General features: G+C 69.9%; 27 protein-coding genes and 1 pseudogene. 18 read left to right on the top strand and 10 right to left on the bottom strand.

Going from position 1 to position 26,733, the window contains the following annotated elements; translation table 11 throughout:
- Positions 1-14: 14 nt before the first annotated feature.
- The 8 genes from kdpC to PV762_RS04820 all read left to right on the top strand — a co-directional run bounded on the left by kdpC (position 15) and on the right by PV762_RS04820 (position 8,947).
- Positions 15-629, top strand: coding sequence for a potassium-transporting ATPase subunit KdpC (gene kdpC, locus PV762_RS04785; RefSeq protein WP_421033961.1), 615 nt, complete (start codon positions 15-17; stop codon positions 627-629).
- 39 nt (positions 630-668) lie between these two features.
- Positions 669-1,517, top strand: coding sequence for a TorF family putative porin (locus PV762_RS04790; RefSeq protein ID WP_421033879.1), 849 nt, complete (start codon positions 669-671; stop codon positions 1,515-1,517).
- A gap of 79 nt (positions 1,518-1,596) precedes the next feature.
- On the top strand, positions 1,597-4,371 hold the full coding sequence (locus tag PV762_RS04795) for a DUF4118 domain-containing protein (RefSeq protein ID WP_421033880.1): 2,775 nt from the start codon (positions 1,597-1,599) through the stop codon (positions 4,369-4,371).
- Positions 4,368-5,075 carry a two-component system response regulator KdpE gene (gene kdpE, locus PV762_RS04800; RefSeq protein ID WP_421033881.1) on the top strand — a complete coding sequence of 236 codons (708 nt, stop codon included), beginning with the start codon at positions 4,368-4,370 and terminating at the stop codon, positions 5,073-5,075. The genes PV762_RS04795 and kdpE overlap by 4 nt, the downstream gene beginning before the upstream one ends.
- A gap of 73 nt (positions 5,076-5,148) precedes the next feature.
- Positions 5,149-5,421 carry a hypothetical protein gene (locus tag PV762_RS04805; RefSeq protein ID WP_421033882.1) on the top strand — a complete coding sequence of 91 codons (273 nt, stop codon included), beginning with the start codon at positions 5,149-5,151 and terminating at the stop codon, positions 5,419-5,421.
- A gap of 14 nt (positions 5,422-5,435) precedes the next feature.
- On the top strand, positions 5,436-6,383 hold the full coding sequence (locus PV762_RS04810) for a TIGR03571 family LLM class oxidoreductase (RefSeq protein WP_421033883.1): 948 nt from the start codon (positions 5,436-5,438) through the stop codon (positions 6,381-6,383).
- 435 nt (positions 6,384-6,818) lie between these two features.
- Complete coding sequence (locus PV762_RS04815; protein ID WP_421033884.1) at positions 6,819-7,754, top strand: RNA ligase family protein; 936 nt, start codon at positions 6,819-6,821, stop codon at positions 7,752-7,754.
- A gap of 20 nt (positions 7,755-7,774) precedes the next feature.
- Positions 7,775-8,947, top strand: coding sequence for an AAA family ATPase (locus tag PV762_RS04820; protein WP_421033885.1), 1,173 nt, complete (start codon positions 7,775-7,777; stop codon positions 8,945-8,947).
- Here the strand turns inward: PV762_RS04820 and PV762_RS04825 are convergent.
- The 4 genes from PV762_RS04825 to PV762_RS04840 form a co-directional block, all read right to left on the bottom strand.
- On the bottom strand, positions 8,905-9,660 hold the full coding sequence (locus PV762_RS04825; RefSeq protein ID WP_421033886.1) for a glutamine amidotransferase: 756 nt from the start codon (positions 9,658-9,660) through the stop codon (positions 8,905-8,907). The two genes, PV762_RS04820 and PV762_RS04825, sit on opposite strands and share 43 nt — an antisense overlap.
- A gap of 132 nt (positions 9,661-9,792) precedes the next feature.
- Entirely contained in the window at positions 9,793-10,302 is a 510-nt protein-coding gene (locus PV762_RS04830) for a hypothetical protein (RefSeq protein ID WP_421033887.1), read from the bottom strand.
- Between the two features lie 138 nt (positions 10,303-10,440).
- Positions 10,441-10,839 (bottom strand): hypothetical protein, encoded by a 399-nt coding sequence (locus tag PV762_RS04835; RefSeq protein WP_421033888.1) that lies wholly within the window; start codon positions 10,837-10,839, stop codon positions 10,441-10,443.
- A 146-nt stretch (positions 10,840-10,985) separates the two neighbouring features.
- Positions 10,986-11,705, bottom strand: a complete 720-nt coding sequence (locus PV762_RS04840; RefSeq protein WP_421033889.1) for a type 1 glutamine amidotransferase — start codon at positions 11,703-11,705, stop codon at positions 10,986-10,988.
- Positions 11,706-11,865: 160 nt separating this feature from the next.
- Between PV762_RS04840 and PV762_RS04845 the strand changes: the two genes are divergently transcribed.
- The 4 genes from PV762_RS04845 to clpB all read left to right on the top strand — a co-directional run bounded on the left by PV762_RS04845 (position 11,866) and on the right by clpB (position 16,536).
- On the top strand, positions 11,866-12,363 hold the full coding sequence (locus tag PV762_RS04845; protein ID WP_421033890.1) for a molybdenum cofactor biosynthesis protein MoaE: 498 nt from the start codon (positions 11,866-11,868) through the stop codon (positions 12,361-12,363).
- On the top strand, positions 12,360-12,740 hold the full coding sequence (gene crcB, locus PV762_RS04850) for a fluoride efflux transporter CrcB (RefSeq protein ID WP_421033891.1): 381 nt from the start codon (positions 12,360-12,362) through the stop codon (positions 12,738-12,740). The genes PV762_RS04845 and crcB overlap by 4 nt, the downstream gene beginning before the upstream one ends.
- Entirely contained in the window at positions 12,737-13,738 is a 1,002-nt protein-coding gene (locus PV762_RS04855) for a S66 family peptidase (RefSeq protein WP_421033892.1), read from the top strand. Before crcB ends, PV762_RS04855 begins: the two co-directional genes overlap by 4 nt.
- A 185-nt stretch (positions 13,739-13,923) precedes the next feature.
- Entirely contained in the window at positions 13,924-16,536 is a 2,613-nt protein-coding gene (gene clpB / locus PV762_RS04860; protein ID WP_421033893.1) for an ATP-dependent chaperone ClpB, read from the top strand.
- 29 nt (positions 16,537-16,565) lie between these two features.
- On the opposite strand, the gene PV762_RS04865 is transcribed toward clpB, so the two are convergent.
- The 4 genes from PV762_RS04865 to PV762_RS04880 form a co-directional block, all read right to left on the bottom strand.
- A complete protein-coding gene (locus tag PV762_RS04865) occupies positions 16,566-17,546 on the bottom strand; it encodes a hypothetical protein (RefSeq protein WP_421033894.1) in 981 nt (326 codons plus the stop codon).
- A gap of 82 nt (positions 17,547-17,628) precedes the next feature.
- Complete coding sequence (locus PV762_RS04870) at positions 17,629-18,348, bottom strand: DUF599 domain-containing protein (RefSeq protein WP_421033895.1); 720 nt, start codon at positions 18,346-18,348, stop codon at positions 17,629-17,631.
- A 48-nt stretch (positions 18,349-18,396) separates the two neighbouring features.
- Positions 18,397-18,858 carry a hypothetical protein gene (locus tag PV762_RS04875; protein ID WP_421033896.1) on the bottom strand — a complete coding sequence of 154 codons (462 nt, stop codon included), beginning with the start codon at positions 18,856-18,858 and terminating at the stop codon, positions 18,397-18,399.
- A gap of 161 nt (positions 18,859-19,019) precedes the next feature.
- Entirely contained in the window at positions 19,020-19,742 is a 723-nt protein-coding gene (locus tag PV762_RS04880; RefSeq protein WP_421033897.1) for a pirin family protein, read from the bottom strand.
- Between the two features lie 131 nt (positions 19,743-19,873).
- Between PV762_RS04880 and PV762_RS04885 the strand changes: the two genes are divergently transcribed.
- From PV762_RS04885 to PV762_RS04900, 4 genes and pseudogenes are all read left to right on the top strand, one after another.
- Positions 19,874-20,836, top strand: coding sequence for a LysR family transcriptional regulator (locus PV762_RS04885; RefSeq protein ID WP_421033898.1), 963 nt, complete (start codon positions 19,874-19,876; stop codon positions 20,834-20,836).
- A 50-nt stretch (positions 20,837-20,886) separates the two neighbouring features.
- The gene (gene gluQRS / locus PV762_RS04890; RefSeq protein ID WP_421033899.1) at positions 20,887-21,825 is read left to right on the top strand and encodes a tRNA glutamyl-Q(34) synthetase GluQRS; all 939 of its coding nucleotides are present in this window, start codon (positions 20,887-20,889) and stop codon (positions 21,823-21,825) included.
- Positions 21,826-21,886: 61 nt separating this feature from the next.
- Positions 21,887-22,231 (top strand): annotated as a pseudogene (locus tag PV762_RS04895) (FKBP-type peptidyl-prolyl cis-trans isomerase); the annotation flags it as partial.
- 33 nt (positions 22,232-22,264) lie between these two features.
- On the top strand, positions 22,265-22,612 hold the full coding sequence (locus PV762_RS04900; RefSeq protein WP_421033962.1) for an FKBP-type peptidyl-prolyl cis-trans isomerase: 348 nt from the start codon (positions 22,265-22,267) through the stop codon (positions 22,610-22,612).
- Between the two features lie 7 nt (positions 22,613-22,619).
- On the opposite strand, the gene pdxH is transcribed toward PV762_RS04900, so the two are convergent.
- A complete protein-coding gene (gene pdxH / locus PV762_RS04905; protein WP_421033900.1) occupies positions 22,620-23,264 on the bottom strand; it encodes a pyridoxamine 5'-phosphate oxidase in 645 nt (214 codons plus the stop codon).
- A gap of 151 nt (positions 23,265-23,415) precedes the next feature.
- Between pdxH and PV762_RS04910 the strand changes: the two genes are divergently transcribed.
- Positions 23,416-24,060, top strand: a complete 645-nt coding sequence (locus PV762_RS04910; protein WP_421033901.1) for a nucleotidyltransferase family protein — start codon at positions 23,416-23,418, stop codon at positions 24,058-24,060.
- Positions 24,061-24,115: 55 nt separating this feature from the next.
- On the opposite strand, the gene PV762_RS04915 is transcribed toward PV762_RS04910, so the two are convergent.
- Complete coding sequence (locus PV762_RS04915) at positions 24,116-24,739, bottom strand: gamma-glutamylcyclotransferase (protein WP_421033902.1); 624 nt, start codon at positions 24,737-24,739, stop codon at positions 24,116-24,118.
- Between the two features lie 172 nt (positions 24,740-24,911).
- Here PV762_RS04915 and edd point away from each other — a divergent pair, with 172 nt between their 5' ends.
- Complete coding sequence (edd, locus tag PV762_RS04920; RefSeq protein ID WP_421033903.1) at positions 24,912-26,732, top strand: phosphogluconate dehydratase; 1,821 nt, start codon at positions 24,912-24,914, stop codon at positions 26,730-26,732.
- The last annotated feature ends 1 nt before the right edge of the window (position 26,733 follow it).

Consider the following 26,733-nt stretch of genomic DNA (forward strand, 5'->3'; position numbering starts at 1 on the left):
TTTTACCGCTGCGCATGCTGCGCCCCGCGCTCGTCGGCTTCGTGCTGCTGAGCGCCGTCACCGGGTTGCTGTATCCGGCGCTGGTGACCGGCGTCGCGAAGACGATGTTCCCGTTCCAGGCCGAGGGCAGTCTCATCCTGCACGACGGCAAGGTGGTCGGCTCCGAGCTGATCGGCCAGGGCTTCTCGTCGCCGCGCTACTTCTGGGGCCGGCCGTCGGCCACCGGTCCGATGGCCAACAACGCCGCCGGATCGAGCGGCTCCAACCAGGGGCCGACGAACCCGGCGCTGGTCGACGCCGTGAAGGGCCGCATCGAAGCGCTCAAGGCCGCCGATCCGGGCAACACCGCGCCGGTGCCGGTCGACCTCGTGAGCGCCTCCGCCAGCGGTCTGGATCCGCACATCAGCATGGCCGCGGCGCGTTACCAGACGGCCCGCGTGGCCCGCGAACGCGGCCTCCCGGTCGAGGCCGTCCAGCGCCTCATCCAGGCCAACACCGAGGCCCGAGATCTTGCCGTCCTCGGCGAGCCGCGCGTCAACGTGCTCAAGCTCAACCTGGCCCTGGACAAGGTGTCGGGACGCAAGGCGGAGGTGCCGCCGGCCGCGTCGGCCTCCGCGCCGACCGCATAAACAGAACGACAAACCCAACTCAAGCAGTTCACGCAGTTCATGAAAACCCGTCTTCTCTCGCTGTTCCTGATCTCCTCCTGCTTCCTGCACGCCGCCGCGCGCGCAGAGGGCGAAGCCGCCGCCGCGGCGCCCGCGCCGACGCCCGAGCACAGCTTCACCGGCAACGTGGCCTTCGTCAGCGACTACCGCTTCCGCGGCATCAGCCAGACCTGGAAGCGCCCCGCCGTGCAGGCCGGCTTCGACTACAGCCACAGCAGCGGCCTGTACCTGGGCACCTGGGCGTCCAACGTCTCGGGCAACAGCTACAACAACGGCGCCGGCATGGAGTGGGACCTCTACGGCGGCTACAAGCTGCCGGTGACCGACGCCGTCACCCTGGACGTCGGCGCGCTGGCCTACGTCTATCCCGGTGCGCGCCTGAACGCGGCGCCCGGCCAGCCGACGTCGAACAAGTACGACAACGTCGACCTCTACGCCGCCGTCACGGCGGGTGCGTTCTCGGCCAAGCTGTCGGTCGCCGCGACCGACTACTTCGGCCTGGACGGCGAGACCGCCGGCTACGCCTACTTCAACGCGCTGCCGGCCAGGGGCTCGTCCAAGGGCACGTCCTACCTGGACCTGAACTACGGCTTCGAGCTGGGGCAGGGTTTCAACGCCGGCGTGCACCTCGGCCACCTGTGGGTGCGCAAGTACGGCGACCTGTCCTACACCGACTGGAAGCTGTCCGTGACGAAGGAGATGAAGCAGCTCGGCGGTCTGACGCTGGGGCTGGCCGTTGTCGGCACCGACGCTGACAAGGCGCTGTACCAGGCGGGCGATTCCGCTGCGGCGCGTGCGAAGCGTCTCGGCGACACCGGCGTGGTGCTGAGCGTGTCCAAGACCTTCTGATCCATCGAGATCATCGAGGCGACCGCCCCCGGGGGAGCCACGCGCTCCCCGATGTCCGTTCCGAAGCGACAATTCCCCGATGCCGAGTTCGTCCGACGAAAGACCTGACCCCGACAACCTGCTGGCGCAGATCCGCCAGCAGGAGGCGGCACAGTCGCGCGGCCGGCTGCGCATCTACTTCGGCGCGTCGGCCGGCGTGGGCAAGACCTTCGCGATGCTGCAGGCGGCGCGCCATCTGGCCGACCAGGGCCGCGCGCCGCTGATCGGTGTCGTCGAGACGCACGGCCGCGCCGACACGGCCGCGCTGCTCGGCGGGCAGCCGCCGCTGCCCCGACTGCCGATGCGACAGGTCGACCACCGCGGCCGCGCGCTGCCGGAGTTCGACCTCGACGGCGCGCTGGCGCGCCTGAAGGATCAACCCGACGCGCTGATCCTGGTCGACGAACTGGCTCATTCCAACGTCGCCGGCTCGCGGCATCCGAAGCGCTGGCAGGACGTCGAGGAGCTGCTGGCCAACGGCATCAGCGTCTACACGACGGTCAACGTCCAGCACCTGGAGAGCCTGAACGACGTCGTCGGCGGCATCACCGGCGTGCGCGTCCAGGAGACGCTGCCCGACACCTTCTTCGACCGGGCGGACGAGGTCGTGCTGGTCGACACGCCGGCCGACGAACTGCTCGCGCGCCTGAAGGCCGGCAAGGTCTACCAGGGCGCGCAGGCCGAGCGCGCCGGCCAGCATTTCTTCCGCAAGGGCAACCTGATGGCGCTGCGCGAGCTTGCGCTGCGCCGCACCGCCGACCGCGTCGAGGACGACGTGCAGGCCTGGCGCAGCAACGAGCGCATCGCGCCGGTGTGGAAGACCGAGGCCGCGATCCTGTGCGCGATCGGGGCGGGCGACGAGGCCGAATCCATCGTGCGCAGCGCCGCGCAGCTCGCGCAGCAGCTGGCGGTGAGCTGGCATGCGGTGCACGTCGAGACGCCGGCCTTGCACCGGCAAGCCGACGCGCGCCGCGAGCGCACCTTGCGCGTGGTGCGGCTGGCGCAGGACCTCGGCGCGACGACGGCCGTGCTGGCCGCGCAGGATCCCGCGCAGGCGCTGGCGGACTACGCGCGCCAGCACAACCTGTCCAAGCTGCTGATGGGGCGGGGCGCGCCGCCCTCGTCCTCGACGCGGCTGGCGCTGCGGCGCTGGGGCAGCCGCGACCTCGCGGCGCATCTGGGCCGCGCGGCGCCGGAGCTGGACCTGAGCCAGGTCGGCGCCTCGGCGACGCAGCGCAGCAGCGAGGACGACCCGGTGCCGACCTTCGGCGCCGCGCCGCGGCGATACGGCTGGGCGACGCTGGCCTGCGTCGCCGTCGCGATGGCCTGCTGGCCGCTGTCGCACCGCATCGCCAACGACAACATCGTCATGCTGTTCCTGCTCGGCGTGATGGGCGTCGCGCTGCGCTGGGGGCGCGGACCTGCGGTGCTGGCGAGTTTCCTCAGCGTCGCGCTGTTCGACTTCCTCTTCGTCGCGCCCCAGCTGAGCCTGGCGGTCAGCGACGTGCAGTACCTGATCACCTTCGTCGTGATGCTGGCGGTGGGATTGATCACCGGGCAGCTGACCGCGGGGCTGCGTTACGAAGCGAGGGTGTCGTCGGAGCGCGAGGCGAGGGCGCGCGGGCTCTTCGAGCTCACCCGCGAACTGGCCGGCGCGCTGCAGACCGAGCAGGTGATCGCGACGGCGGAACAGCAGCTCGCGCAGCAGTTCGGCGGACGCGCGCTGCTGCATGTGCTCGACGACGACGACCGGCTGCAGCCCTCGCCGACGGAGCAGACCCTGGCGGCCGCCGACCGCCCCGATGCCGGCACGGCGCGCTGGGCGCTCGATCACGAGCAGGCCGCCGGCCTGGGCACCGACACGCTGCCCGGCAGCCACTGGTTCTACCTGCCGCTGCGCGCGCCCATGCGCACGCGCGGCGTGCTGGCGCTGCGGCCGGGCGACCCGCAGACCTTGATGCTGCCGGAGCGCCGCGCGCAGCTGGACACCGCCGCGCGCATCGCGGGGCAGGCGCTGGAGCGGGTGCATTACGTCGAGGTCGCGCAGCAGGCGCTGCTGCAGATCGAGTCGGAACGGCTGCGCAACTCGCTGCTGTCGGCGCTGTCGCACGACCTGCGCACGCCGCTGGCCGCGCTGCAGGGGCTGGCAGAGACGCTCTCCGACCGGTTGAGCTCAAGCGCTGCCGATTCCGGCACCCTCGATGCCGGCGCCGCCGACACCGCGTCGGCGATCCGCCAGCAGTCGCTGCGCATCAATGCGATGGTGCACAACCTGCTGGACATGGCGCGGCTGCAGAGCGGCGCGCTCAAGCTCAACCGGCAGTGGCAGCCGGTGGACGAGGTGATCGGCAGCAGCCTGCAGTTGATGGGCCCGGCGCTGTCGCGACATCGCGTGGTGCTGGACGTGCCGGCGACGCTGCCGCTGGTGGAGCTGGATGCGGTGCTGATCGAGCGCGTGCTCGCCAACCTGCTGGAGAACGCCGCGAAGTACACGCCGGCCGGAAGCGAGATCCGCGTGATCGCGCGCGCGCAAGGCGAAGAGATGCGTCTCAGCGTCGAGGACAACGGTCCGGGCCTGCCGCCCGGTCGCGAGGAGGCGCTGTTCGAGAAGTTCACGCGCGGCCACGCCGAGTCGCCCCTGCCCGGCGTGGGTCTGGGTCTGGCGATCTGCCGTGCCATCATGCAGGCCCACGGCGGCCGGATCTGGGCCGAGCGCGCGACGCCGCAGGGCGGGGCGCGATTCAGCCTGGCGCTGCCGCTGGGCGAGCCGCCGGCGCTGCCGGCCTTCGAGGAAGACGGGGAACACCGACCGTGAGCGAGCTGCAGCAAACCGTGACCCCCGTGGCGCTGATCGTCGAGGACGAACCCAACATCCGCCGCTTCGTGCGCCTGGCCCTGGAGGGCGAGGGCTGGTCCGTGCACGAGACCGGCACGCTGCGCCAGGGCCTGATCGACGCGGGGACGCGCCGCCCGGACCTGGTGATCCTGGACCTGGGTCTGCCCGACGGCGACGGCCAGGACTTCCTGCGCGACCTGCGCGCGTGGTCCGCGGTGCCGGTGATCGTGCTGTCGGCGCGCGGTGCCGAGGACGACAAGATCGAGGCCCTGGACCGCGGCGCCGACGACTACCTGAGCAAGCCCTTCGGTGTCGGCGAGCTGCTGGCGCGCGTGCGCGTGGCGCTGCGGCGCCACCAGTCGCGATCCAGCGAACAGCAGGACCCGGTGTTCCGCTTCGGCGAGGTCGAGGTCGACCTGGCCGCCCGCCGCGTGCGACGCGCCGGCGAGGACGTGCATCTCACGCCGATCGAGTACCGGCTGCTCAGCCACCTGATCGGCAACGCGGGCAAGGTGCTGACGCACCGCCAGCTGCTCAAGGCGGTGTGGGGCCCGTCGCAGGTGGAGCAGAACCACTACCTGCGCGTCTACATGGGCAACCTGCGGCAGAAGCTCGAGGCGGAGCCGGCGAGCCCGAAGCACCTGTTGACGGAGACGGGGGTGGGGTATCGGCTGATGCCGTAGCATAGGCTGCACGCCCGCCTCGGGGCGCTGGCCCGACCCTTCCGGTCGGCACCGCTCAACAAGGAGACAACCCATGATCCAACAGGCCCAGGTCGAACTCGCCAAGACCTTCTTCGAGCAGTCGAAGAAGGCGTTCGAACAGAACTACGCCGCGTGGAGCACGGTGCTCGCATCGCAGAAGGCGATCCTGGAATCGATGCGCGCCGGTGGCGCGCCCTTCGAGGTCGCCGCCGACCAGTTCCAGAAGCTGATCGATTTCCACGAGCAGCAGTTCCGCACCACCACCGAGTTCATGACCAAGCTGCAGGCGGACTACACCAAGGTGGTGCAGCAGAAGACCAAGTGAGTCCGGAAGGGCCGTTGAATCCAGCGTTCAACGACGCGCACCGCCGCGTCTTCCAGTCCGATCGCCTCACGGTCGGGCTGATGACCCCGGTCGATGCGCGGCCCGATCGCATGGCTGACGTCGGCGAGGCGCTCGACCTGGCCGCGCTCGCGGACCGGCTCGGCTTCGCGGCGCTGTGGACGCGCGACGTGCCGTTGATGATCCCGCAGGGCAGCGACAACACCGCGAGCGCGCTCGACGATCCGTTCCTGTGGCTCGGAGCGCTGGCCGGCGCGACGCGCGAGATCGCCGTCGGCGCGGCCGCCATCGTGCTGCCGCTGCGGCATCCGCTGCATGTGGCCAAGGTCGCGTTGTCGCTGGACCGGCTCAGCGGTGGACGCTTCATCCTCGGCATGGGATCGGGAGATCGGCCCGCAGAGTTCTCAGCCTTTGGACAAGACCTGGACCATCGCGCGGAGGCGTTTCGCAGTCGCTGGGCCACGGTGCGCGCGGCCTTGTCGACGGATGCCGACGAGCGCGCCGTTGTGACCGCCGCGACCGGCGGCTTCGAGGTGCTGCCCGCCCCGGCGCGACGGATCCCGATGATCGTCGTGGGCTCGGCGCGGCAGTCGCTGCAATGGACCGCGACGCACGCGGACGCCTGGGCCACCTACCACCGCGAGGAAGCGCGGCAGGAAGGCCGCATCGAGCTGTGGCAGCGCGCGCTTGAACAGAAGGGCGTCGGCGCCAAGCCCTTCGTGCAATCGGTGCAGCTGGAGCTGCTCGCCGATCCGGACGCGGCGCCGGAGCCGCTTGAACTCGGCCTGCGCACGGGCAGGCGCGCGCTCATCGCCTATCTGCGCCGGCTGCACGCGATGGGCGTGGCGCATGTGCTGTTCAACCTCGGACGAGGGCGGCCAGCCCGCGAGGTGATCGAGGAACTCGGCGCGGAAGTGCTGCCTGCGCTCGTCGCTGACGACTGAGCACGACCGGAGGCGTCCCTCATCCCGGTGTCGGATCGATGCATCAGCGCCGCTCGCGCGGGTTGACGCGACCGACCCCGCGTTGAAGAATCGCGCCCACGCCGGACGGCTCCGTCCGTGCGCGTTCCAACCTCTCACTGTCCAGGAGGTGCCCCATGAAGACCCGTACGTCCATCCCCTGCTGATTGCCGACGACTGCTTCCCTGCAGCATCGTGTCGGCGCCGTCTGCGCCCGCGAAGGCTGCGGCACCGGTTCCTGACGCCCCGACGCCTGCCATGAGGCCGGTGGCGCACGACACCTCCCGCGACTTCCCCCAGCGACTCCGCCCGGTCCCTCCGACCGGCGGCGACTCGACCGCGCCTGCGACACGTCCGTCGGTTCCCTGACGCCACCAGGACCCGCCCGCGCCAACAACGCGGCGGGTGACGGACCTCATGCATTTGCAATCCCTGCCGCTGCTGCGCTATCCGCGCACGGCGCACCTCGCGGGCAGCCGCCTGCAGGCGGGCGACTCCGCCCATGACCAGATGCCGCTCGCGGCACTCGACGGCTGTCACGTCGTCATCGAGGAAAAACTCGACGGCGCCAATGCCGGCATCTCCTTCAGCGACGGCGGCGACCTGCTGCTTCAGTCGCGCGGCCACTACCTGATCGGCGGCTTCGGCGAACGTCAGTTCAACCCGATGAAGATCTGGGCGCTGGCGCACGAGCATCGGCTGATCGAGCGCCTGGAGGACCGCTACGTCCTCTATGGCGAATGGGCCTATGCCAAGCACAGCGTCTGGTACGACCGCCTGCCGCATTACTTCAACGAGTTCGACGTCTACGACCGCGCCACCTCGCGCTTCCTGTCGACGCCGCGTCGGCAGGCGCTGCTCGCGGGCTCGCCGGTGCTGTCGGTCCCTGTGCTGTACGCGGGGCCCATGCCGACCGATCCGGCGCTGCTGTGGGCGCTGGTGGTGCGCTCGCTGGCGAAGTCGCCCGACTGGCGTTGCGCTTTCGAAGCCGCGACGCGGCGCGAATCGCTGCCGCTGGACCTGTGCTGGAAGCAGACCGACAAGGCCGACCAGTCCGAAGGCCTCTACCTCAAGGTCGAGGACGACGAGCAGGTGCTCGGCCGGTTCAAGCTGGTGAGGCCGTCCTTCACGCAGACCATCCTCGATAGCGAGACGCACCACGCCAGGCGACCGATCCTGCCCAACGCGCTGGCGCCGGGCGCGGACCTCTTCGCCGAGCGGCCCACGGTGACGTGGCACGACCTCGGGCTGGAGACGATCACGTCGCTGGCGGCGTTGAAGGCGTTGAAGGCGGCGGCGTCGTCGCGCGAACACCGCGAACACCGCGAACACCGCGAACACCGATGTCCCTGAACGGGACGGAGGAGAGAACCATGAACATCCATTGGAAAGACATCCAGGCGCTGGTGCCTGAAGGCGGCCGGTCCGCTGATTTCGCGGCCTGCCTGGCCGCGTTCCCGGTGCTGGAACTCGCGAAGACGACGCCGCAGGATCTGCGGTACCACGCCGAAGGCGACGTGTGGACGCACACCATGATGGTGATCGAGGAACTGCTCGCCTTGCCCGACTATCAGGCGGCGGGTCGCGACGAGCAGGAGGTGCTGTTCCTCGCCGCGCTGCTCCACGACGTGTCCAAGCACGCGACGACCGTGATCGATCCGGTGACGGGCGCGATCGGTCAGCCGGGCCATTCCCGCATGGGCGCGATCGATGCGCGCGTGCTGCTGTGGGATGCCGGCATGCCCTTCGAGCAGCGCGAGGCGGTCTGCCGCCTGATCGCCGTGCACCAGGTGCCGTTCTTCGCGCTGGCCGATTCCAAGCGCGGCCTGTCGCCCGAGTTCATCGTGCGCGAGCTGTCGTGCCGGCTGAGCTTGCCGCTGCTGGCCGCGCTGGCTGAAGCCGACATGCGCGGACGCGTCTGCGAGGATCGTCAACGCGTGCTTGATCACATCGAGCTGTTCCGGGAGCTGGCGCGGGAGGAGGGCTGTTACGGCCAGCCGCGCGCCTTCGCGGATGCGCACACGCGGGTCAGCTACTTCCGCGGCGCGGACGTGCATCCGGACTACGCGCTGTTCCAGGAGCCTGGCGCCCGCGTGACGGTGATGTGCGGGCTGCCGGCGTCCGGCAAGGACACCTGGGTGGCGGCGCATCGACGCGGTCTGCCGGTCGTGTCCTTCGACGACGCGCGCGCGGAGCTCGGCCTCAAGCACGGGCAGAACGACGGCAAGGTCGCGCATGCGGCGGTGGACAAGGCGAAGGCGCTGCTGCGCCAGCGCGCGCCGTTCGTGTGGAACGCGACCCACCTGAGCCAGCAGATGCGGGACAAGACGCTGGACCTGCTCTTCGCGTACGGCGCGCAGGTGGAGATCGTGTATCTCGAACGCCCGCGTGCGGAGCTGCTGCGACGCAACGACCGGCGGGACACCTCGCTGTCCAACGGCGCGCTGCAGGGGATGCTGCGCAAGTGGGAACTGCCGGTGCCGACGGAGGCGCACGCGGTGCGTTACTGTCCGGTGGATCGCCCCGTGGATCGCCCGGAGGTTTGAGGCCAACCCGCCATCCAGCGATCGACGACCTCGCCGAGTGCGGCGCGCAATCCCGCGCCGTGCGCGGCGGCGTCGCGTCGCAGCTCGTCCAGCGGCACGCGCGCCTGCGCGAGCTCGCCCGCATGGCCGATCAGCCACTGCTCCAGGCGGGCAGGATCGCTCTCCAGATGGAACTGCAACGCGAGTCCAAAGTCCTCGACCGCAAAGGCCTGGTTCGGGCACAGCGGTGTCGCCGCGAGGCTGGCGGCGCCTGCGGGGATCTCGAACTGGTCGCCGTGCCAGTGCAGCACCGGCTGTCCGCCTGAAAGCGGCGCAAGTGCGGAGTCGCGGCCCGCGTCAGTGAGCGTCAGCGGCGCGAAGCCGATCTCCTTGCGTCCGTGCGCCATCGGTCGCACGTCGGCGCCGAGCGCCCGCGCCATCAACTGCGCGCCGAGGCAGATGCCCAGCAATGGCAGCCGCGCGGCGAGGCGCCGGCGGATGAGCGCGAGTTCGTCGTTCAGATACGGAAAGAGCGCGTCGTCGTAGGCGCCGATCGGGCCGCCGAGCACGACCAGCAGATCGACTGCGTCGAGGTCCACGTCGCGCAGGTCGTCGACACCGGCGTCCAGCGTCACGACGTGCTCGAAGCCGCGTGCGGCCAGCACGGGCTCCAGCAGGCCGAGGTCTTCGAAAGCCAGATGGCGGACGGCGAGGACGGTCTTGGGCGTGGACATCGACGGAGCGCGGCGGACGCACGAGCGGGTGGGGATGCGCGGAGTATCTGCGCCCGCCGCGCCCGTCGCCGCTCAGTCCATCTCCGATCGTCCAGGCGACGCATCCATTCGTCCTGCCCGATCAGGAGGTGATCAGGCTGGATGCGGCGACCGTCCCGCCGCGGGGCCCCTGCGGATGCGCCAGGCCTGCACCGCCATGAGGATCAGGAAGAGCAGGAGCACGACACCGATCGCCTTCTGCAGCGCCGGATCGTCCGGGCCGGTGAACAGCGGGGCGCCGACGGGCACGCGGGTGAAGGTCTCGTTGAGGCCGGGGATCATGTGGCAGAACAGCGTGAAGGTGTAGCCCAGCGTCGTCGCGTACGTCGAGAGGCCGCCGAGGAAGCGCGTGCGATGCGCCGCGATCGCGACGGCCAGCGTAACCAGCGTGACGATCGCCAGCACGTGGGCGATGTTGAAGCCGCCGCGGCGGAAGATGCCGAAGGCCGTCAGGCAGGTGATGACGGTGCACCAGACATAGATGCGGCCGAAGGTGGATTGGCCGTCGATGCGGCCGTGGCGGAAGATCAAGGCGTAGCCGGCCACGAGGGCGACCAGCGCGAAGGCCGTGTGGACGGCGCCGAGGAGGGTCAGACCGAACATGCGTGCTCCCAGCTGAGCCGCGTCGCCGCGGCGTGGCGAAGCGCGGCGCGCTCCTGCGGACACCATAGGGGGTGGGGCGGGGAGCGCGCATCGGTCGGATGGGGGAGGATCGGGGCGGGGACTTCCCGGATGCCCGTCTTACTCCTCGCCGGCACCGTCCGCTTCGGCGGGACGGTATTGACGGGCGGGGAGCTTGGGCGCGCCTCCCGCTTCGCGCCGGATCGCCCCTTGGCGTCTCAGCCCGTGCGGTTCGGCGGCGAGGCGCGCGGTGCTCGGCGTGACGGTCGCGTAGACGCCGGACTCGCGTTGAAGCCTGCCGTTGCCGGTGGACAAGGCGGCGAGTCCTCGCGGGAGGTCGCCGCGCTGTTCCAGTGCCTGCTGGGCACGGGGATCGAGCTGCTTGAATTCCCACGGGTCGGCGTAGTCGCCGGCCGCGTCTGAATGATCCGCGCGGCCCGATTCAGCATGTGAGGAGGCAGACGACGCGAACGCGTCGATGCTGGCGTAGTCGCTGGACACTTGGTTGGAGGTTTTCATTGACGATCTCTGGCAGTTGAATGACACGTGTGCGCCATTCGCGTGCGGAGGCGCAAGGTGTCAGTGGAAAGCTGCCAGAAAAAATTCGACAGCCGATCCAGATTGCCTGCGATGCGGCATGAAAAGACCGTCAGTCGCACCCTGGCTCAGGCGGCGCGCGCACCGCCGAACACGGGCGGGCGGTCGAGTTGACCGATCCAGTGCCGGTAGACGCTGGCCGCCGCGCCGCGCAGGCGCGCCAGGCGCTCGGGCAGGGCGGACAGGATCTCGGTCTCGCTCTGCACGGTGACGCTGCGACCGCGGCGCAACTCCTCGCGCCCATGCGCGCACCAGTCGCGCAGGCCTTGCTCGGTCACTTCGAGGTGGCTCTGGAGCCCGATGTGCGGTCCGAGCGAGAAACCCTTGTTCAGGCAGTTCGAGCCGAAGAGCGTCCGTGTCGCGCCGGCCGGGATCTGGAAGCTGTCGTAATGCCAGTTGAAGCTGAGCAGCCGGTCTTCGCCGCCGAAGAGGCCGCGCGCCGCCGGGGTGATCCAGAGCTCGCGCCAACCGATGTCGGGACGCGGATTGCGCGCCACGCCCGCGCCCATCGCGCGCGCCAGTTGCTGCGCGCCGAAGCAGTGGCCCAGGATGGGGCGGCTGTGCCGCAAGGCGTCGATCAGCAGCGCCTGCTCGGCGCGGATCCAGGGCGTGCCGTCGTGGACGCCGTGGTCGCTGCCCAGCAGCACCAGGCCGCTGAACGCCCCCGCGCTGCGAGGCATCGTGTCGCCCAGGTCCGGGCGCAGCAGGTGCACGGGCACCTCGTGCGCGCGCAGGCACTGGAGGAGAAAACCCGGACCCTGGGCGGGTTCATGTTGAAGGATCAACACCGGTCTCATGCGAAGGGGCGCGGATGGCGCGCCGTGGTTGCGAGGCCTCCAGCGTAGGAAGCCGCGCATCAAGGGCGGGGCAAGACCCGGCCCCGGACTATCAAGAAATCATCAAGGCGCGCGGCACGCAGGCGGCAGGGACGGATGCCAAAATGACGAGATGAACTCGCCCGCTTCGCGCCCGCCGCGCGTCTCCGTCCAGACCGCCGATTTCGACCTCAGCGCCGAGACGCTGGCGCTGCGCGCCGACGACGGCGGCGTCGGCGCGCTGGTGAGCTTCGTCGGCACGGTGCGCGACGGGGCGGACGGCACGCCCGTGACGCTCATGGAGCTGGAGCACTACCCGGGCATGACCGAGGACGCCATCGAGGCCATGATCGACGAGGCCTTCAGACGTTTCGACCTCCGTGGCGCGCGCGTCATCCACCGGGTGGGCGCACTGCGGCCGCGCGAGCAGATCGTCCTGGTGCTCGTGAGCTCGCGCCATCGCGGCCAGGCTTTCCAGGCCTGCGAGTTCCTGATGGACTACTTGAAGACACAGGCGCCGTTCTGGAAGAAGGAATACGGACCGGACGGCGCCCGCTGGGTGGACGCGCGCGTCGCCGACGATGAGGCGCTCGCGCGCTGGGGGATCAACGTGGAGGGGAATGGGCGATGAGCTGGATGCAGGTGGCGGCGGTGTCCGTCGGGGCTTCGGGCGGGGCGCTCGCGCGCTGGGGCGCGGGGCTGATGCTGAACACGAAGTGGCAGGGATTCCCGCTCGGAACGCTGGCCGTCAACATCGTCGGCGGCCTTCTGATCGGCATGGCGCTGGAGTGGTTCGGACGTCATCCCGACGACCTGCTCAAGCTGCTGCTGGTCACCGGCTTCCTCGGCGGCCTCACGACCTTCTCGTCCTTCTCCGGCGAGTCGCTGTCGCTGCTGCAGCGCGGTGAGTTCCTGATGGCGCTGTCGCATTCGGCGGCGCACGTGTTCGGCTCGCTGGCGGCCGCCGCGGCCGGCCTCAAGGTCATGCAGATGCTGACCTCGGCATGAACGCCGGGACGGACTCGCCGATCCGATGTCCCCGGCCGCTGCGCGCGGGCGACGTCGTCGCGGTCGTCGCGCCGTCGTCCGGCGTGAAGCCGGCCATGCATGAGCGCCTGGATTCGGCGCTGTGGATGCTGCGTCGCCAGGGTTTCATCGTGCGCGAAGGGCGCTCGCTGCGGCAGCAGGTCCAGGGCGCGAGCGCCAGTGCCGACCAGCGCGCGGCGGAGTTGATGGAGGTCCTGCTCGACCCGGAGGTCGCCGCCGTGATCCCGCCCTGGGGTGGGGAGCTCGCGATCGAGGTGCTGGGACAGCTGGACTTCGATCGGCTCCGGGACGCGCCGCCCAAGTGGTTCAGCGGCTTCTCCGACCTGTCGACGATCCAGGTGCCCTTGCTGCTGAGCGCGGGCTGGGCGTCGCTCCATGGACCGAACCTGATGCAGCTCTGGGATCCGGCGTTGGATGCGGTCTCGAAGCGGATCCTCGACCTGTGGTTCGCCGAGGGCGGCGCGCCGTTCGAGCAGGACTCCGCGCCGGGCACGGTGTCGCGACGGCTGGACGGTGGCGTGGAACCTCTCTCGATCGAAGGCTGTCTGATCGGTGGCTGCCTGGACTCGCTGTCGCGGCTGTCCGGCGCGAGGGTGGCCGATGTCGCCGCGTGGCGTTCCGTGCTGGGAGACGATGAACGGCCGCTCTGGTTCTTCGAGGTGGCGGAGCTGCCGCCCTTTGAGCTCGCCCGCGCGCTGCACGGCCTGCGACTGGCGGGCTGGTTCGACGGCGCAGCCGGCATCATCTTCGGCCGCAGCGCGGTGCCCAGGGGGATTGCCTCGGGCGGTGACTTCACCGAAGAACAGGCGCTGCAACGCGCGCTTGGCGACCTGCCGTGCCCGGTGCTGCTGGACCTCGACATCGGCCACGTCGGCGCCCAGTGGGCGATCGTCCAAGGGGCGCTTGGCCGCATCGACTGGCAGCCTGGCCACGCGACCTTGAGCCAGTTCCTCGCATGAAGTGAATGGCTCCCGCCCCGTGGGGGCGGGTGGGGGTGGGGCGACTGCTGCCCCGCCCGCTTGGAGGGCGGGGATGGGGTGGGAGCGCACGGTAACTTGACGAAGTTGGGCGCGTCCCTTGCCGGAGCCTCCTCTTGAAAATTGGGGTCACATTCCCACTTGGGGTCGCAACGGAGGTTTTTTCCATGCGAGTCGACAAGCTCACCACCCGATTCCAAGAAGCGCTCGCCGAGGCTCAAAGCCTGGCGGTGACGCGCGACAACCCCTACATCGAGCCCGTCCACGTGCTGGCCGCCATGCTGGCGCAGGACGACGGCCCGAAGGCGCTGCTGGAGCGCGCCGGCGTCAAGGTCCCCGCCCTCAAGGGCGCGCTGGACGGCATCCTCGGCGGCCTGCCGCAGGTGCAGGGCGAGGGCCAGCAGGTCCAGCCCAGCCGCGACCTGGTCAGCCTGCTGCAGAACGCGGAGAAGGAAGCGTCCAGGCGCGGCGACCACTTCATCGCCAGCGAGATGTTCCTGCTGTCGCTGGCCGACGCCAAGAGCGACCTGGCCGGCGTCGTGCGCGGTCACGGCCTGACCCGCAAGGCGCTCGAGACCGCGGTGGAAGCCGTGCGCGGCGGCCAGAAGGTCGACAGCCAGGAGTCCGAAGGCCAGCGCGAGGCGCTCAAGAAGTACACCCTGGACCTCACCGAGCGCGCCCGTTCCGGCAAGCTCGATCCCGTGATCGGCCGCGACGACGAGATCCGCCGTGCCATCCAGGTGCTGCAGCGCCGCACCAAGAACAACCCCGTGCTCATCGGCGAACCCGGCGTCGGCAAGACCGCCATCGTCGAAGGCCTGGCGCAGCGCATCGTCAACGAGGAAGTGCCCGAGAGCCTCAAGGGCAAGCGCGTGCTGTCCCTGGACATGGCCGGCCTGCTCGCGGGCGCCAAGTTCCGCGGTGAATTCGAGGAACGGCTGAAGTCCGTGCTCAAGGAGGTCGCCGCCGACGAAGGCCGCATCATCCTGTTCATCGACGAGATCCACACCATGGTGGGGGCCGGCAAGGCCGAGGGCGCCATCGACGCCGGCAACATGCTCAAGCCCGCGCTGGCGCGCGGCGAGCTGCACTGCATCGGCGCGACCACGCTGGAGGAGTACCGCAAGTACGTCGAGAAGGACGCCGCGCTGGAGCGCCGCTTCCAGAAGGTGCTGGTCGACGAGCCGACCGTCGAGGCCACCATCGCCATCCTGCGCGGCCTGCAGGAGAAGTACGAGGTCCACCACGGCGTCGAGATCACCGACCCGGCCATCGTCGCCGCGGCCGAGCTCTCGCACCGCTACATCACCGACCGTTTCCTGCCCGACAAGGCCATCGACCTGATCGACGAGGCCGCCGCCAAGATCAAGATCGAGATCGACTCCAAGCCCGAGGCGATGGACCGGCTCGACCGCCGCATGATCCAGCTCAAGATCGAGCGCGAGGCGGTGCGCAAGGAGACCGACGAGGGCTCGCAGCGCCGCTTCGCCCTGATCGAGGAGGAGCTGCTCAAGCACCAGCGCGAGTACAACGACCTGGAAGAGATCTGGACTTCCGAGAAGGCGCAGGCCCAGGGCTCCGCGCACGTCAAGGAAGAGATCGACCGCATCAAGTTCCAGATCGAGGAACTCAAGCGCAAGGGCGACTTCAACAAGGTCGCCGAGCTGCAGTACGGCAAGCTGCCCGACTTGGAGAAACGTCTGAATGAGGCGCAGGCCAAGGAGATGGGCAAGGCCAGGGACAAGACCCAGCCGCAGCTGCTGCGCACCCTGGTCGGCGCGGAGGAGATCGCCGAGGTGGTCGCCCGCGCGACCGGCATCCCGGTGGCCAAGCTGATGCAGGGCGAGCGCGACAAGCTGCTGCAGATGGAAGACAAGCTGCATGAGCGCGTCGTCGGCCAGGACGAGGCCATCGTCGCGGTCGCGGATGCGATCCGGCGCTCGCGCGCCGGGCTGTCCGATCCGGACAAGCCGCTGGGCAGCTTCCTGTTCCTGGGCCCGACCGGCGTCGGCAAGACCGAGCTGTGCAAGGCGCTGGCGGGTTTCCTGTTCGACAGCGAGGACCACATGATCCGCATCGACATGAGCGAGTTCATGGAGAAGCACTCGGTCAGCCGGCTGATCGGCGCGCCGCCCGGCTACGTCGGCTACGACGAGGGCGGTTACCTGACCGAGGCGGTGCGTCGCAAGCCCTACAGCGTGCTGCTGCTCGACGAGGTCGAGAAGGCGCACCCGGACGTGTTCAACGTGCTGCTGCAGGTGCTGGACGACGGCCGGCTGACCGACGGCCAGGGCCGCACGGTCGACTTCAAGAACTGCGTGATCGTGATGACGTCCAACCTGGGTTCGCAGCACATCATGGCCTTGCAGGGCGAGCCCGACGAGGTCATCCGCGACGCGGTGTGGGGTGAGGTCAAGGCGCACTTCCGGCCCGAGTTCCTCAACCGCATCGACGAGACCGTGATCTTCCATGCGCTGGGCGCGGACCACATCAAGTCGATCGCGAAGATCCAGCTGCGCCAGCTTGAACAGCGCCTGGACAAGCTGGAGATGAAGCTCGACGTCAGCGACGAGGCGCTGGACGAACTGGCCAAGGTCGGTTTCGATCCGGTCTTCGGGGCGCGGCCGCTCAAGCGCGCGATCCAGCAGCGGATCGAGAACCCGCTGTCCAAGCTGATCCTGCAGGGCCGCTTCGGCCCGAAGGATGTGATCCCGGTGAGCGTCGAGACCTCATCGGGCGGGGAGCCCGGCGAGTTCAGCTTCGGACGGGTCGTGCATTGATCCAGGCGAAGAAGGGCGCAGCGCGCCCTTCAGTTCGCCGGGCACGAGGCCCCGCCCGTGAGATCGACGACGTTGTTCGATGACGCGGCGTGTTGCGACTTCATGGGCGAGATATCCCCCAGTATGGCGTTCGGGTAAGGTGTCACGGGCGCCATGAGCAACTCGCGGAGCAGGTCATCGGGAAACCACTCCGTGAGCGCCGAGCTGTTGCCAGGGCAGGTCGCCGGCGGGGGCGAAGCGGGGGGGTGTTTGGACGAGGCGTCCCTCCGCTGCCGCTTGGTGGCATGACCCTCGGGCCCGGCCGCAGCGTGGATGATCTGCGCGGCGCCAGTCGTGGGGGCTGCCTCGACGTGCGGCGGATCGCGACGCGGAGTCGCCGGAGCGGTCCACACCAGCGGATATTTCTCATCATGGTCGGACGTACGCCGCAACCATTCCGCCATCTGCAACTGGAGCTTGGCCAGGAGCACCACCTCGTTGGCGCGTCCGGGTTTGTGACTACTGTCTGCGGCGAGGCGCGCGACGATGAGCCAGCCTTCGTCCTTGTAGCGCTCAACCAGCGCCGCAATGCAGGCGCTCAGCAGCGGCCGGCGCCGATCCGGGGCGGGACGCCAGTCTTGGGGAGGCGTAGCGTTGCGGGCGTAGAACCACGAACCGTCCGATTGCCGACAGATCAGCAAGGGATCTCCGAGCGCGAGCTGCGATGTTTGGACGCCGAACTGTCTCTGATCGCCGGCCAAGGTCGGATCGGGGGGGAGGCCTGAATCAGGCGCCATGTGGCGAACGACGCGAAGACCGGTGGGCCACCCCGGAAGTCGCGTCAGGATGCTGAGTTGGATGTCCACCATCTCGCGCGACGGCGGGCCTGACTCGGTGAGCGCGGCGATCGTGGACTCGAGGGAGCCCCGGTCCTGAGCATCCAGCGGTTTTCGCGCTGCGGGATCGTGCGCCTCGAAGAAGGCGTCACGCAGCTGTGTGGCAAAGATCAAACGTTGTACTGCAGCCAGCATCGACGGTCCCGGGAGTCCTGGGAAAGGTCGATCAGTCGTGCCGGTGCCGGCGCAGTTCCGGCGCGCCGTGGCCAGGAGTCTTTCAGAAGCGCAGCGCGTCCAGCACCTCGGAGCGGAACTCGCGCTGGTACAGCACGTAGAGCACGCCGGCGGTGGACAGCGCCAGCGCCCAGGGCGAGAAGAACCAGGCCACGACGGGGAAGGCGAGGTAGTAGCCGCGCAGGCCGTCGTTGAAGGCCTCGGCCGCCATGCCGACGACGGCACCGGCACGGTCGGCGAACTGCTCGCGCGCCGCGCCTGCTGCCGTCCCCATCTGCGCGAACTGCGCCGCCTCCGGCGCGGACGCCACCAGCAGCGCGCCGAAGGTGTATTGCCGCATGCTCCAGGTGAAGCGGAAGAAGGCGTACACGAAGATGCCGGTCAGCAGCGCCAGCTTGATGTCGAACACCAGCGTGCTGGTCTTCACCGCGAAGGGCAACCCCAGCACCATGGCGCTGGTCTGTTCGCTGGCGCCCAGCGCGGCCAGCAGGCCGCCGATGATCAGGATGGTCGTGGAGGCGAAGAACGACGGGCTCGACAGCAGCGCCTGGCTGACCGCGCCGTCCAGCACCCGCATGTCGCGGTAGGTCAGCTGCAGCATCCAGTGGCGCCGCACGCGGTTGGTGATGGCCAGCAGCGAGCCGCGCCCGTCCGCATGGCGCTTGGAGAACTGCGCGTAGCCGATCCAGGCCACGAAATACAGGCCCAGCGATGCCCAGTCGAGCAGCGGCAACGCGGCCAGGAGTTGTCGGAGCGTTTGCATCGCGCCAGTGTAGGCGGGCCGCCGGGACGGGCCGCGGAGCACGACCGTTCAGACGGCGGGCTTGCGGCGCACCGCGCCAGACCCGACCGGGGGGCCGTCGTCGTCCTGCGCCAGGACGGCCACGTCGACGGTCGGCGCGCAGTCGGACCACCCCTCCAGCAGCGCCATGGCGCCTTGCAGCAGCGCCGCCGCCGCCGTTGCGGTCAGGCCGCGGACGACGGCGCCGATGAAGCGGCCTTCGGATTCAGCCTCGATCGTCGTCGGCAGATCGAAGCCGGTCGACTGGCAGTTCATGCAGTCATAGCGCCCCGTCTCGGGGTCGAACAGGATCTCGATCACATGCCGGGAAGTGGCGAGACGGGCGTAGGCCAGGGGGGCGGGATGCCGCGTGCTGCGGACGAGGATCCCGTGATCCTCGGGCCAGTCGTCCAGGCCCATCAGCAGTCGGATCAACGACGTCAGCCCGGCCGACGGCGCGACGCCGGCCCCTTCGGGGGCAATCAGGGCCATCGGAAAGGTCAAGGGGCCGGGCTTCATCGCAGTCTCCATCCGGCGGCGGCCCGTCGCGGCATGCGACGGGGCCCGCCCCGAGTGAAGCGGCGAAGTGAAGATGCCGGCCGTGGGGGTTCGCGTCCGCCCGGCAGACCGCCAAAGCCGGTCAGTCCGGGGGATCAGACCGGCAGGTCGAAGACCAGCACCTCGGCGTCCTGGCCCGCCTCGATCGTCACCTGCGCCTCCTTGGCGAGCTGGAGCGCGTCGCCGGTGCCCAGCGCCTCGCCGTTGACGCTGGCCTGGCCGCGCACGACATGCACGTAGGCGATCCGGTCCGCGGCGATCGGCAGCTCGGCCCGTTCATCCCCGTTGAACAGTCCAGCGTACAGCCGCGCATCCTGGTGAATGGACACGGAGCCCTGCGCCCCGTCCGGCGAGGCCACCAGACGCAGCTGGCCGCGCTTCTCGGCATCGGCGAAATGCTTCTGCTCGTAGCCCGGCTCGACGCCCTGGCGGTCCGGCATGATCCAGATCTGCAGGAAGTGGGTCTGCCCGTCCTTCGAGTGGTTGAACTCGCTGTGGCGCACGCCGGTGCCGGCGCTCATGCGCTGCACGTCGCCCGGACGGATCACGCCCGCATGGGCGCCGCCCGGCGTGCCGTTGCCCATGCTGTCCTGGTGCGCCAGCTCGCCGCTCAGCACGTAGCTGATGATCTCCATGTCGCGGTGGCCGTGCGTGCCGAAGCCCGTGCCGCCGGCGATGCGATCCTCGTTGATCACGCGCAGCGGACCGAAGCCCATCCGGCGCGGGTTGTGATAGTCCGCGAACGAGAAGCTGTGGAAGCTCTTCAGCCAGCCGTGGTCGGCGTAGCCGCGATCCGAGGACTTGATGACTTCACGCATGTCGATGCTCCTGGTGTTGCCCGCCGGTGTGTGGTGGAGGGCCTGCTGGTTGGCGATGGACTCACTGTAGGGAAGCAGGCCTCTCCCGAGGCGGAGGGGGCTTGAAGCCAGCGTTCAAATAAGATGAAGGGATGGCTCAACAAGACAAACGACGCGTGCTCACGCCGGAAGCGCTGGCGATGATGGACAGCATCGCGCGCAGCGGCAGCTTCGCCGCAGCGGCGCGGGAGATGGGCAAGGTGCCGTCGGCGCTGACCTATTCGGTGCGGCAGCTCGAGGATGCGCTGGACGTGCTGCTGTTCGACCGCAGTTCGCGCCAGGCGGTGCTGACCGCGGCGGGCCATGAGTTGCTGACCGAAGGGCGCCGGCTGCTGCAGGAGATGGACGCGGTCGCGAACCGGGTCAGGCGCGTCGCGACCGGGTGGGAGAGCGAACTGACCATTGCGTTCGACGACGCGATCGCGCGCCGCGCGATCTTCGATCTGATGGAGGCCTTCTACCTGCAGGCCGAGGACGGCAAGCCCCCGCCGACGCGCCTGAAGTTGCGCACCGAAGTGCTCTCCGGCACCTGGGAGGCGCTGATCTCGGGTCAGGCCGACCTGGCCATCGGCACCAGCGCGCAGCCGCCGGGGAGTTCGGTGGTCTGCGAGGTGCTGGGACCGATGGAGATGGTGTTCTGCGTGGCGCCGCACCACCCGTTGGCGGGATTCGAGGGGGTGCTGACTTCGGCCGAGATCGCCCGGCATCGCATCGTCGCGGTGGCGGACACGGCCCGCAACCTGGCGCCGATGACCGTCGGCGTGGTGCCCGGGCAGGAGGTGCTGACGGTGCCCTCGATGGCGATCAAGCTGGAGGCCATGCTGCGCGGCCTGGGCGTGGGCTCGCTGCCGACGCCGATGGTGCGGCGGCATGTGGACGCGGGACGGCTGGTCCAGAAGGAAACCTTCCAGGGCAAGCGGATTTCGCCCATGCACTATGCCTGGCGCAACACCAGCCAGCGACCGGCCAAGGCGCTGGCCTGGTGGCTGGAGCGGCTGAGGAGCGAGACGACCCGGCGCTCGCTGATCGAGCAGCACGAAGGGCTGTTGCTGTGACCCAGCCGGAGCGGGCCGGCGTCGGCCGCGTTGACGTCGGTCGCCTTGACGTGCGCCGCCTTGACGCGCGCGCCCTGTATGTCGGCCGCTTCGCGCCGTCGCCCACCGGGCCGCTGCATGAAGGCTCGCTGGTCGCCGCGCTGGCGAGCTGGCTCGATGCGCGTGCGCACGGCGGCCGCTGGCTGATCCGGATCGAGGACGTCGACCGGCCGCGCTGCCCGGCCGGCGCGGACGCGATGGTGCTGTCGCAGCTCGCCCGGGTGAGGCTGCTGCCGGACGAGCCGCCGGTCTGGCAGTCTAAGCGGGAGGCGGCCTATCGGGCCGCGCTGGACCGGTTGCAGGCCTCGGGATGGGCCTACCCCTGCGGCTGCTCGCGCAAGGACATCGCCGAGGCGATCGCGTCCCGGGGCCGACAGCGCGAACGGCATGGGGAACTCGTCTATCCGGGCACCTGCCGGCATGGCTTGAACGGCAAGCCGGCGCGCGCCTGGCGGCTGCGCAGCACGTCGACGGCGGACGGCGAGGGCGCGCTGCGGATCGCGTGGCGGGATCGCCGGCTGGGTGAACAGTCGCAGGACCTGACCGACGAGGTCGGAGACTTCGTGCTCCTGCGAGCCGACGGGCTCTGGGCGTATCAACTCGCGGTCGTGGTCGACGACGGCTGGCAGGGCGTCACCGACGTCGTGCGCGGCGAGGACCTCGCCGACAACACGCCCCGGCAGATCCGGCTGCAGGAAATGCTCGGCCTGCCGCGTCCCCGCTACCTGCACACGCCCCTGGTGCTGGGCGGGAACGGCGAAAAGCTCTCCAAGCAGAACGGCGCCCGGGCGCTGGACCTGGGCGACCCGCTTGCCGCATTGCGGCGCGCCGGCGCCCGCCTCGGGCTGCCGGCGCTGGAGGCGCGCACCATGCCCGAGTGGCTCGCGAGCGCCGCGGCGGCGTGGTCCGTACGGCAGGGCGGGGGTAGGGACCTTCCGCCGCTGGCATGATCACGCTTTTGCCTTTTGCTTCAGGGACGCGGACCGGCGTCCCCCTTTCAAGGAAAACTCGATGAAGACGACCGACAGCGGCCTGCAATACGACGACACCACCGCCGGCACCGGCGCGACCGCCCGCGCCGGCCAGGACGTGCAGGTGCATTACACCGGCTGGCTGTTCAAGGACGGCGAGAAGGGCACGAAGTTCGACTCCAGCAAGGACCGCGGCGAACCGTTCGAGTTCGAACTCGACGGCGGCATGGTCATCAAGGGCTGGGATGAAGGCGTGCAGGGCATGCAGGTCGGCGGCACGCGCGTGCTGGTGATCCCCCCGCAGCTCGGCTACGGCGCGCGCGGCGCCGGCGGCGTGATCCCGCCGAACGCGATGCTGATGTTCGAGGTGGAACTGCTGGGCGTGTCCGGCGGCGCCGAAGCGGTCGAGTTGAAGCAACTGTCGACCACCGCCAGCGGCCTGCAGTTCGAGGACGTCAAGGCAGGAGAGGGCGCCGTCGCCGAAGCCGGCAAGCGTGTCACCGTGCACTACACGGGCTGGCTCTACAAGGACGGCCAGCGCGGGCGCAAGTTCGACTCGTCCAAGGACCGTCGCGATCCGTTCCGCTTCCACCTCGGCGCCGGCGAAGTCATCAAGGGCTGGGATGAAGGCGTGCAGGGCATGAAGGTCGGCGGTACGCGCTTCCTCGTCATCCCGTCGGAACTGGGCTACGGCGCCTACGGCGCCGGCGGCGTGATCCCGCCGCACGCCACGCTGCTGTTCGAAGTGGAACTGCTGGCAGTCTGAGCGACCTTCAGGGCGCGAGCCGCTCGCGGATCCACTCGGCGCCGTCGCGGCCTTCGCGACGATAGACGAGCCGGTCGTGGAGCCGCGACCTGCGCCCCTGCCAGAACTCCCACCGCTCGGGCACGAGCCGGTAGCCGCCCCAGTGCGGCGGCCGGCTCGGGCTGAGCCCGTGCTGGGCGGCCGCCTTCGCGGCGTTGGCCACCAGCACGGCGCGCGAGGAGATCACCTGGCTCTGCGGCGAGGCCCACGCGCCCAGGCGCGAGTCCAGCGGCCGCGACGCGAAGTAGGCATCGGACTGCGCCGCGTCGACCTGCTCGACGACGCCTTCGATGCGGACCACCCGTTCCAGCTCCACCCAATGGAACTGCAGGGCGGCGAACGGATGCACCGCCAGCTCGCGGCCCTTGCGGCTGTCGTAGTTGGTGTACCAGACCAGGCCGCGATCCTCGATGTCCTTGATCAGCACGATCCGCGTGGACGGCCGGCCGTCCGCGCCGACGGTCGCCAGCGTCATCGCATTGGGTTCGGGCACCTGGGCATCCAGCGCCTGCTGGAACCATTCGCGGAACTGCCGCATCGGTTCGCCCGCGGCGTGCTGTTCATCGAGCTCGGCGCGCTCGTAGCTCTTTCGAAGGTCGGAAAGTTTGTCCATCCCCGGGAGTATCGGGCGAATCCTTAAGTAAAGCTCCCACCCTGGAAACTCCGGGTGGGAGCGCTTTCGAGCCGCAGGCATGCTTGGTCCCGTCGAGCCGCGCCGCAGAGCCGGCCCGGGAGGATCGGGACCCAACCAGAAGGAAGTTCGCATGAATCAGCGACGACCCGCCGTCGTCGTGCTCGCGGCAGGGCGCGGCCAGCGCTTTCGCGGCGAGGGCCACAAGCTGGAACAGGTCGTGAATGGAGACACCGTGCTGGCGCTGACCTTGCGCCAGACGATGGCGTCAGGCCTGCCGATGCTCGTGGTGACCTCGACCGCGTTGGCGCCTCTGGTCCGACGCCATGTGGCCTCGCGCGACATGCTGGTGCTGCCCGACCAGGACCGCCTCGGGCGCCCCGCGCCGCTGGGCATGGGGCATTCGATCGCGGCCGGCGTCGCCGCGACCGGGGATGCGCCCGGCTGGCTGATCCTGCCGGCCGACATGCCGATGGTGCGCTCCAGCACCTTGGCCGCGGTCGCGCAGGCCATCGCGCACGATCCGATCGCCTACGCGCAGCACCGCGGACGCCGCGGGCATCCGGTGGGCTTCAACGCGGAGCTCTTCTCCGAACTCGCCAGCCTGCAGGGCGACGAGGGCGCGCGGCGCCTGCTGGCGCGTTATCCGGCCCAGGCCGTGGAGGTCGACGATCCGGGCGTGCTCATCGACGTCGACACCGTCGAGGACCTGGAGCGGCTCGCCCACGACCCGCTCAAGCCGCGTCCCAGCGGCGAAGGACTGCGCACGCTGGGCTGAAGCCGGCCCGTTCAGCGCCCGTCCAGCGCCCGTTCAGAGCCCGTTCAGAGCCCGTTCAGAGCCCGTTCGACCGGGCCAGCGCCAGCTGGCGCTCCAACGCGCGGTCATGGATACCGTGCTCCCGCAGACAGGTCACCGCACGCTGCAGGTAATCGAGCGTCGTGCCGTAGCGACCGCGCGCGTGCCGCAGGATGTGCAGCAGCCGGTCGTCCGCGAGGTCGCCCGCCCAGCCCGGACTGCGTCGCGACAGCGTGAAGGCCAGCGCCTTGCGCGTGCCCAGGCCGTCGGCGCACTGGCAGTCCAGCCACCGCGGCACGTAGGTCCCGACCACCATCTCCCGCAGCCACAACCGGCGCAGCGTCGCTTCGCTGTCCTTGGGCTCGACGCGATAGACCAGTCCCCGGCAGCTCCCGCCGGACAACAGCGTCATCACGAGCCCCGGCTGCTCGTTGCTGCCGCGATTCACCAGCGAGCGCAGCCGCAGCGCGCGGTGATACCCCTGGACCCTCGCCACCAAGGTCTGCGCAGGGTCAAAACCAGGGTTCCACATCAGTGAGCCATAAGCGAACATCATCAGGCCGTGCTCGCGGTCCCACGTGCGTTCGGCCACCTCCAGCAGGCGCTGGCTGTGGGCGGGGAGGTCTTCCAATCGGGCTTCGGCGAGGGGGTCGGCGATCATGGGACAGATGCTGCCATAGCGTGGGAACGTGGCATGCCGCCACATGGTGGCTCCCGGGACGTTTCTGTAACCAGCTTGTACCCGGGAAAGGCTTGTTGGAGAGCCATTGGACCTCCCGGGCGTGTAATATGGTTACCAATCTAACCCTGGCCGAGTTACATCGGCAGTCGGCATGAACAAGACCATTCTGGAGGTCACCGCGCGGATCAAGGCGCGCAGCGCCGCGTCGCGCGAGCGCTATCTGGACCTGATCGAGCGCATGGCGGGCCGGCAGCGCGGCGTGCAACGCCTGGGCTGCGCGAACGTGGCGCACGCGGTGGCCGCGATGCCGGCCAACGACAAGCTGCGCATCGTGGCCGAGAAGGCGCCCCATCTGGGCATCGTGACGGCCTACAACGACATGTTGTCGGCGCACCAGCCCTACGAGGGCTACCCCGCGCTCATCCGCGACGAGGTGCACCGCCTGGGCGCGACCGCGCAGGTCGCCGGCGGCGTGCCGGCGATGTGCGACGGCGTCACGCAGGGCACGCCGGGCATGGAGCTCAGCCTGTTCTCGCGCGACACGATCGCGATGGGCACGGCGGTGGCGCTGTCGCACGACGTGTTCGACGCGGCGCTGCTGCTGGGCATCTGCGACAAGATCGTGCCGGGCCTGCTGATCGGCGCGCTGCACTTCGGGCATCTGCCCTGCGTGTTCGTGCCGGCGGGGCCGATGAGCTCGGGCCTGTCCAACAACGACAAGGCCAAGGTGCGCGAGCTCTACGCGCAGGGCAAGGTCGGCCGCGACGAGCTGCTGCAGGCCGAATCCCAGGCCTACCACGGTGCGGGCACCTGCACGTTCTACGGCACGGCCAACAGCAACCAGATGCTGCTGGAGGCGATGGGCCTGCACGTGCCCGGGGCGGCCTTCGTGCATCCGCACGACGGCCTGCGCGAGGCGCTCACCCGCGAGGCGGTGCGCCAGGCGCTGAGGATCATCCCGCAGCGCGACTACACGCCGATCGGCCGCATGGTCGACGAGCGCAGCATCGTCAACGCGATGGCCGCGCTGCTGGCCACGGGCGGCTCGACCAACCACCTGATCCACTGGGTCGCGGTGGCACGTGCGGCGGGCATCCTGATCGACTGGAGCGACTTCTCCGAGCTCTCGGGCGTGGTGCCGCTGCTGGCGCGCGTGTACCCGAACGGCAGCGCCGACGTGAACCAGTTCCAGGCCGCGGGCGGCCCGGGCTTCGTGATCAAGGAACTGGTCGGCGCGGGACTGATGCACGGCGACGTGCTGACCTCGGTGTCGGGCCAGAACCTGAGCGCCTTCGGCCGCCTGCCGCATCGCGCGGAAGACGGCAGCGTCAGCTGGACGGACCTGCCCGCGAAGAGCAACGACGACAGCGTGGTGCGCACGGTCGCGGCGCCGTTCTCGCCGACCGGCGGGCTCAAGCTGCTGGCGGGCAACCTGGGCCGCGCGGTGATCAAGGTGTCCGCGGTGCCGGAGGACCGCCATACGGTCGAGGCGCCGGCACGCATCTTCGACAGCCAGGAAGCGATGCAGGCCGCATTCAAGGCCGGCGAGCTGGAACGCGACGTGGTCGTCGTGGTCCGCTTCCAGGGGCCGCAGGCCAACGGCATGCCGGAGTTGCACAAGCTGACGCCGCCGCTGGCGGTGCTGCAGGGCAAGGGCTTCAAGGTGGCGCTGGTGACGGACGGCCGCATGAGCGGCGCGTCGGGCAAGGTGCCGGCGGCGATCCACGTCAGTCCCGAGGCGCTGGCCGGCGGTCCGCTGGCCAGACTGCGCGACGGCGACCTGGTGCGCGTGTGCGCGAACACCGGTGTGCTGAGCGCGCTGGTGCCGGCCGACGAATGGGATCGCCGCGAACTGGCGCAGATCACCGCCGATGCGGTGATCGAGAACGGCGCCGGCATGGGCCGGGAGCTGTTCGCCGGCATGCGGCGCAACGTCACCACGGCGGAAGAGGGCGCGATCAGCTGGCTGTGAG

The sequence above is a fragment of the Mitsuaria sp. CC2 genome, assembly GCF_048957715.1.
Lineage (GTDB): Bacteria > Pseudomonadota > Gammaproteobacteria > Burkholderiales > Burkholderiaceae_C > Roseateles.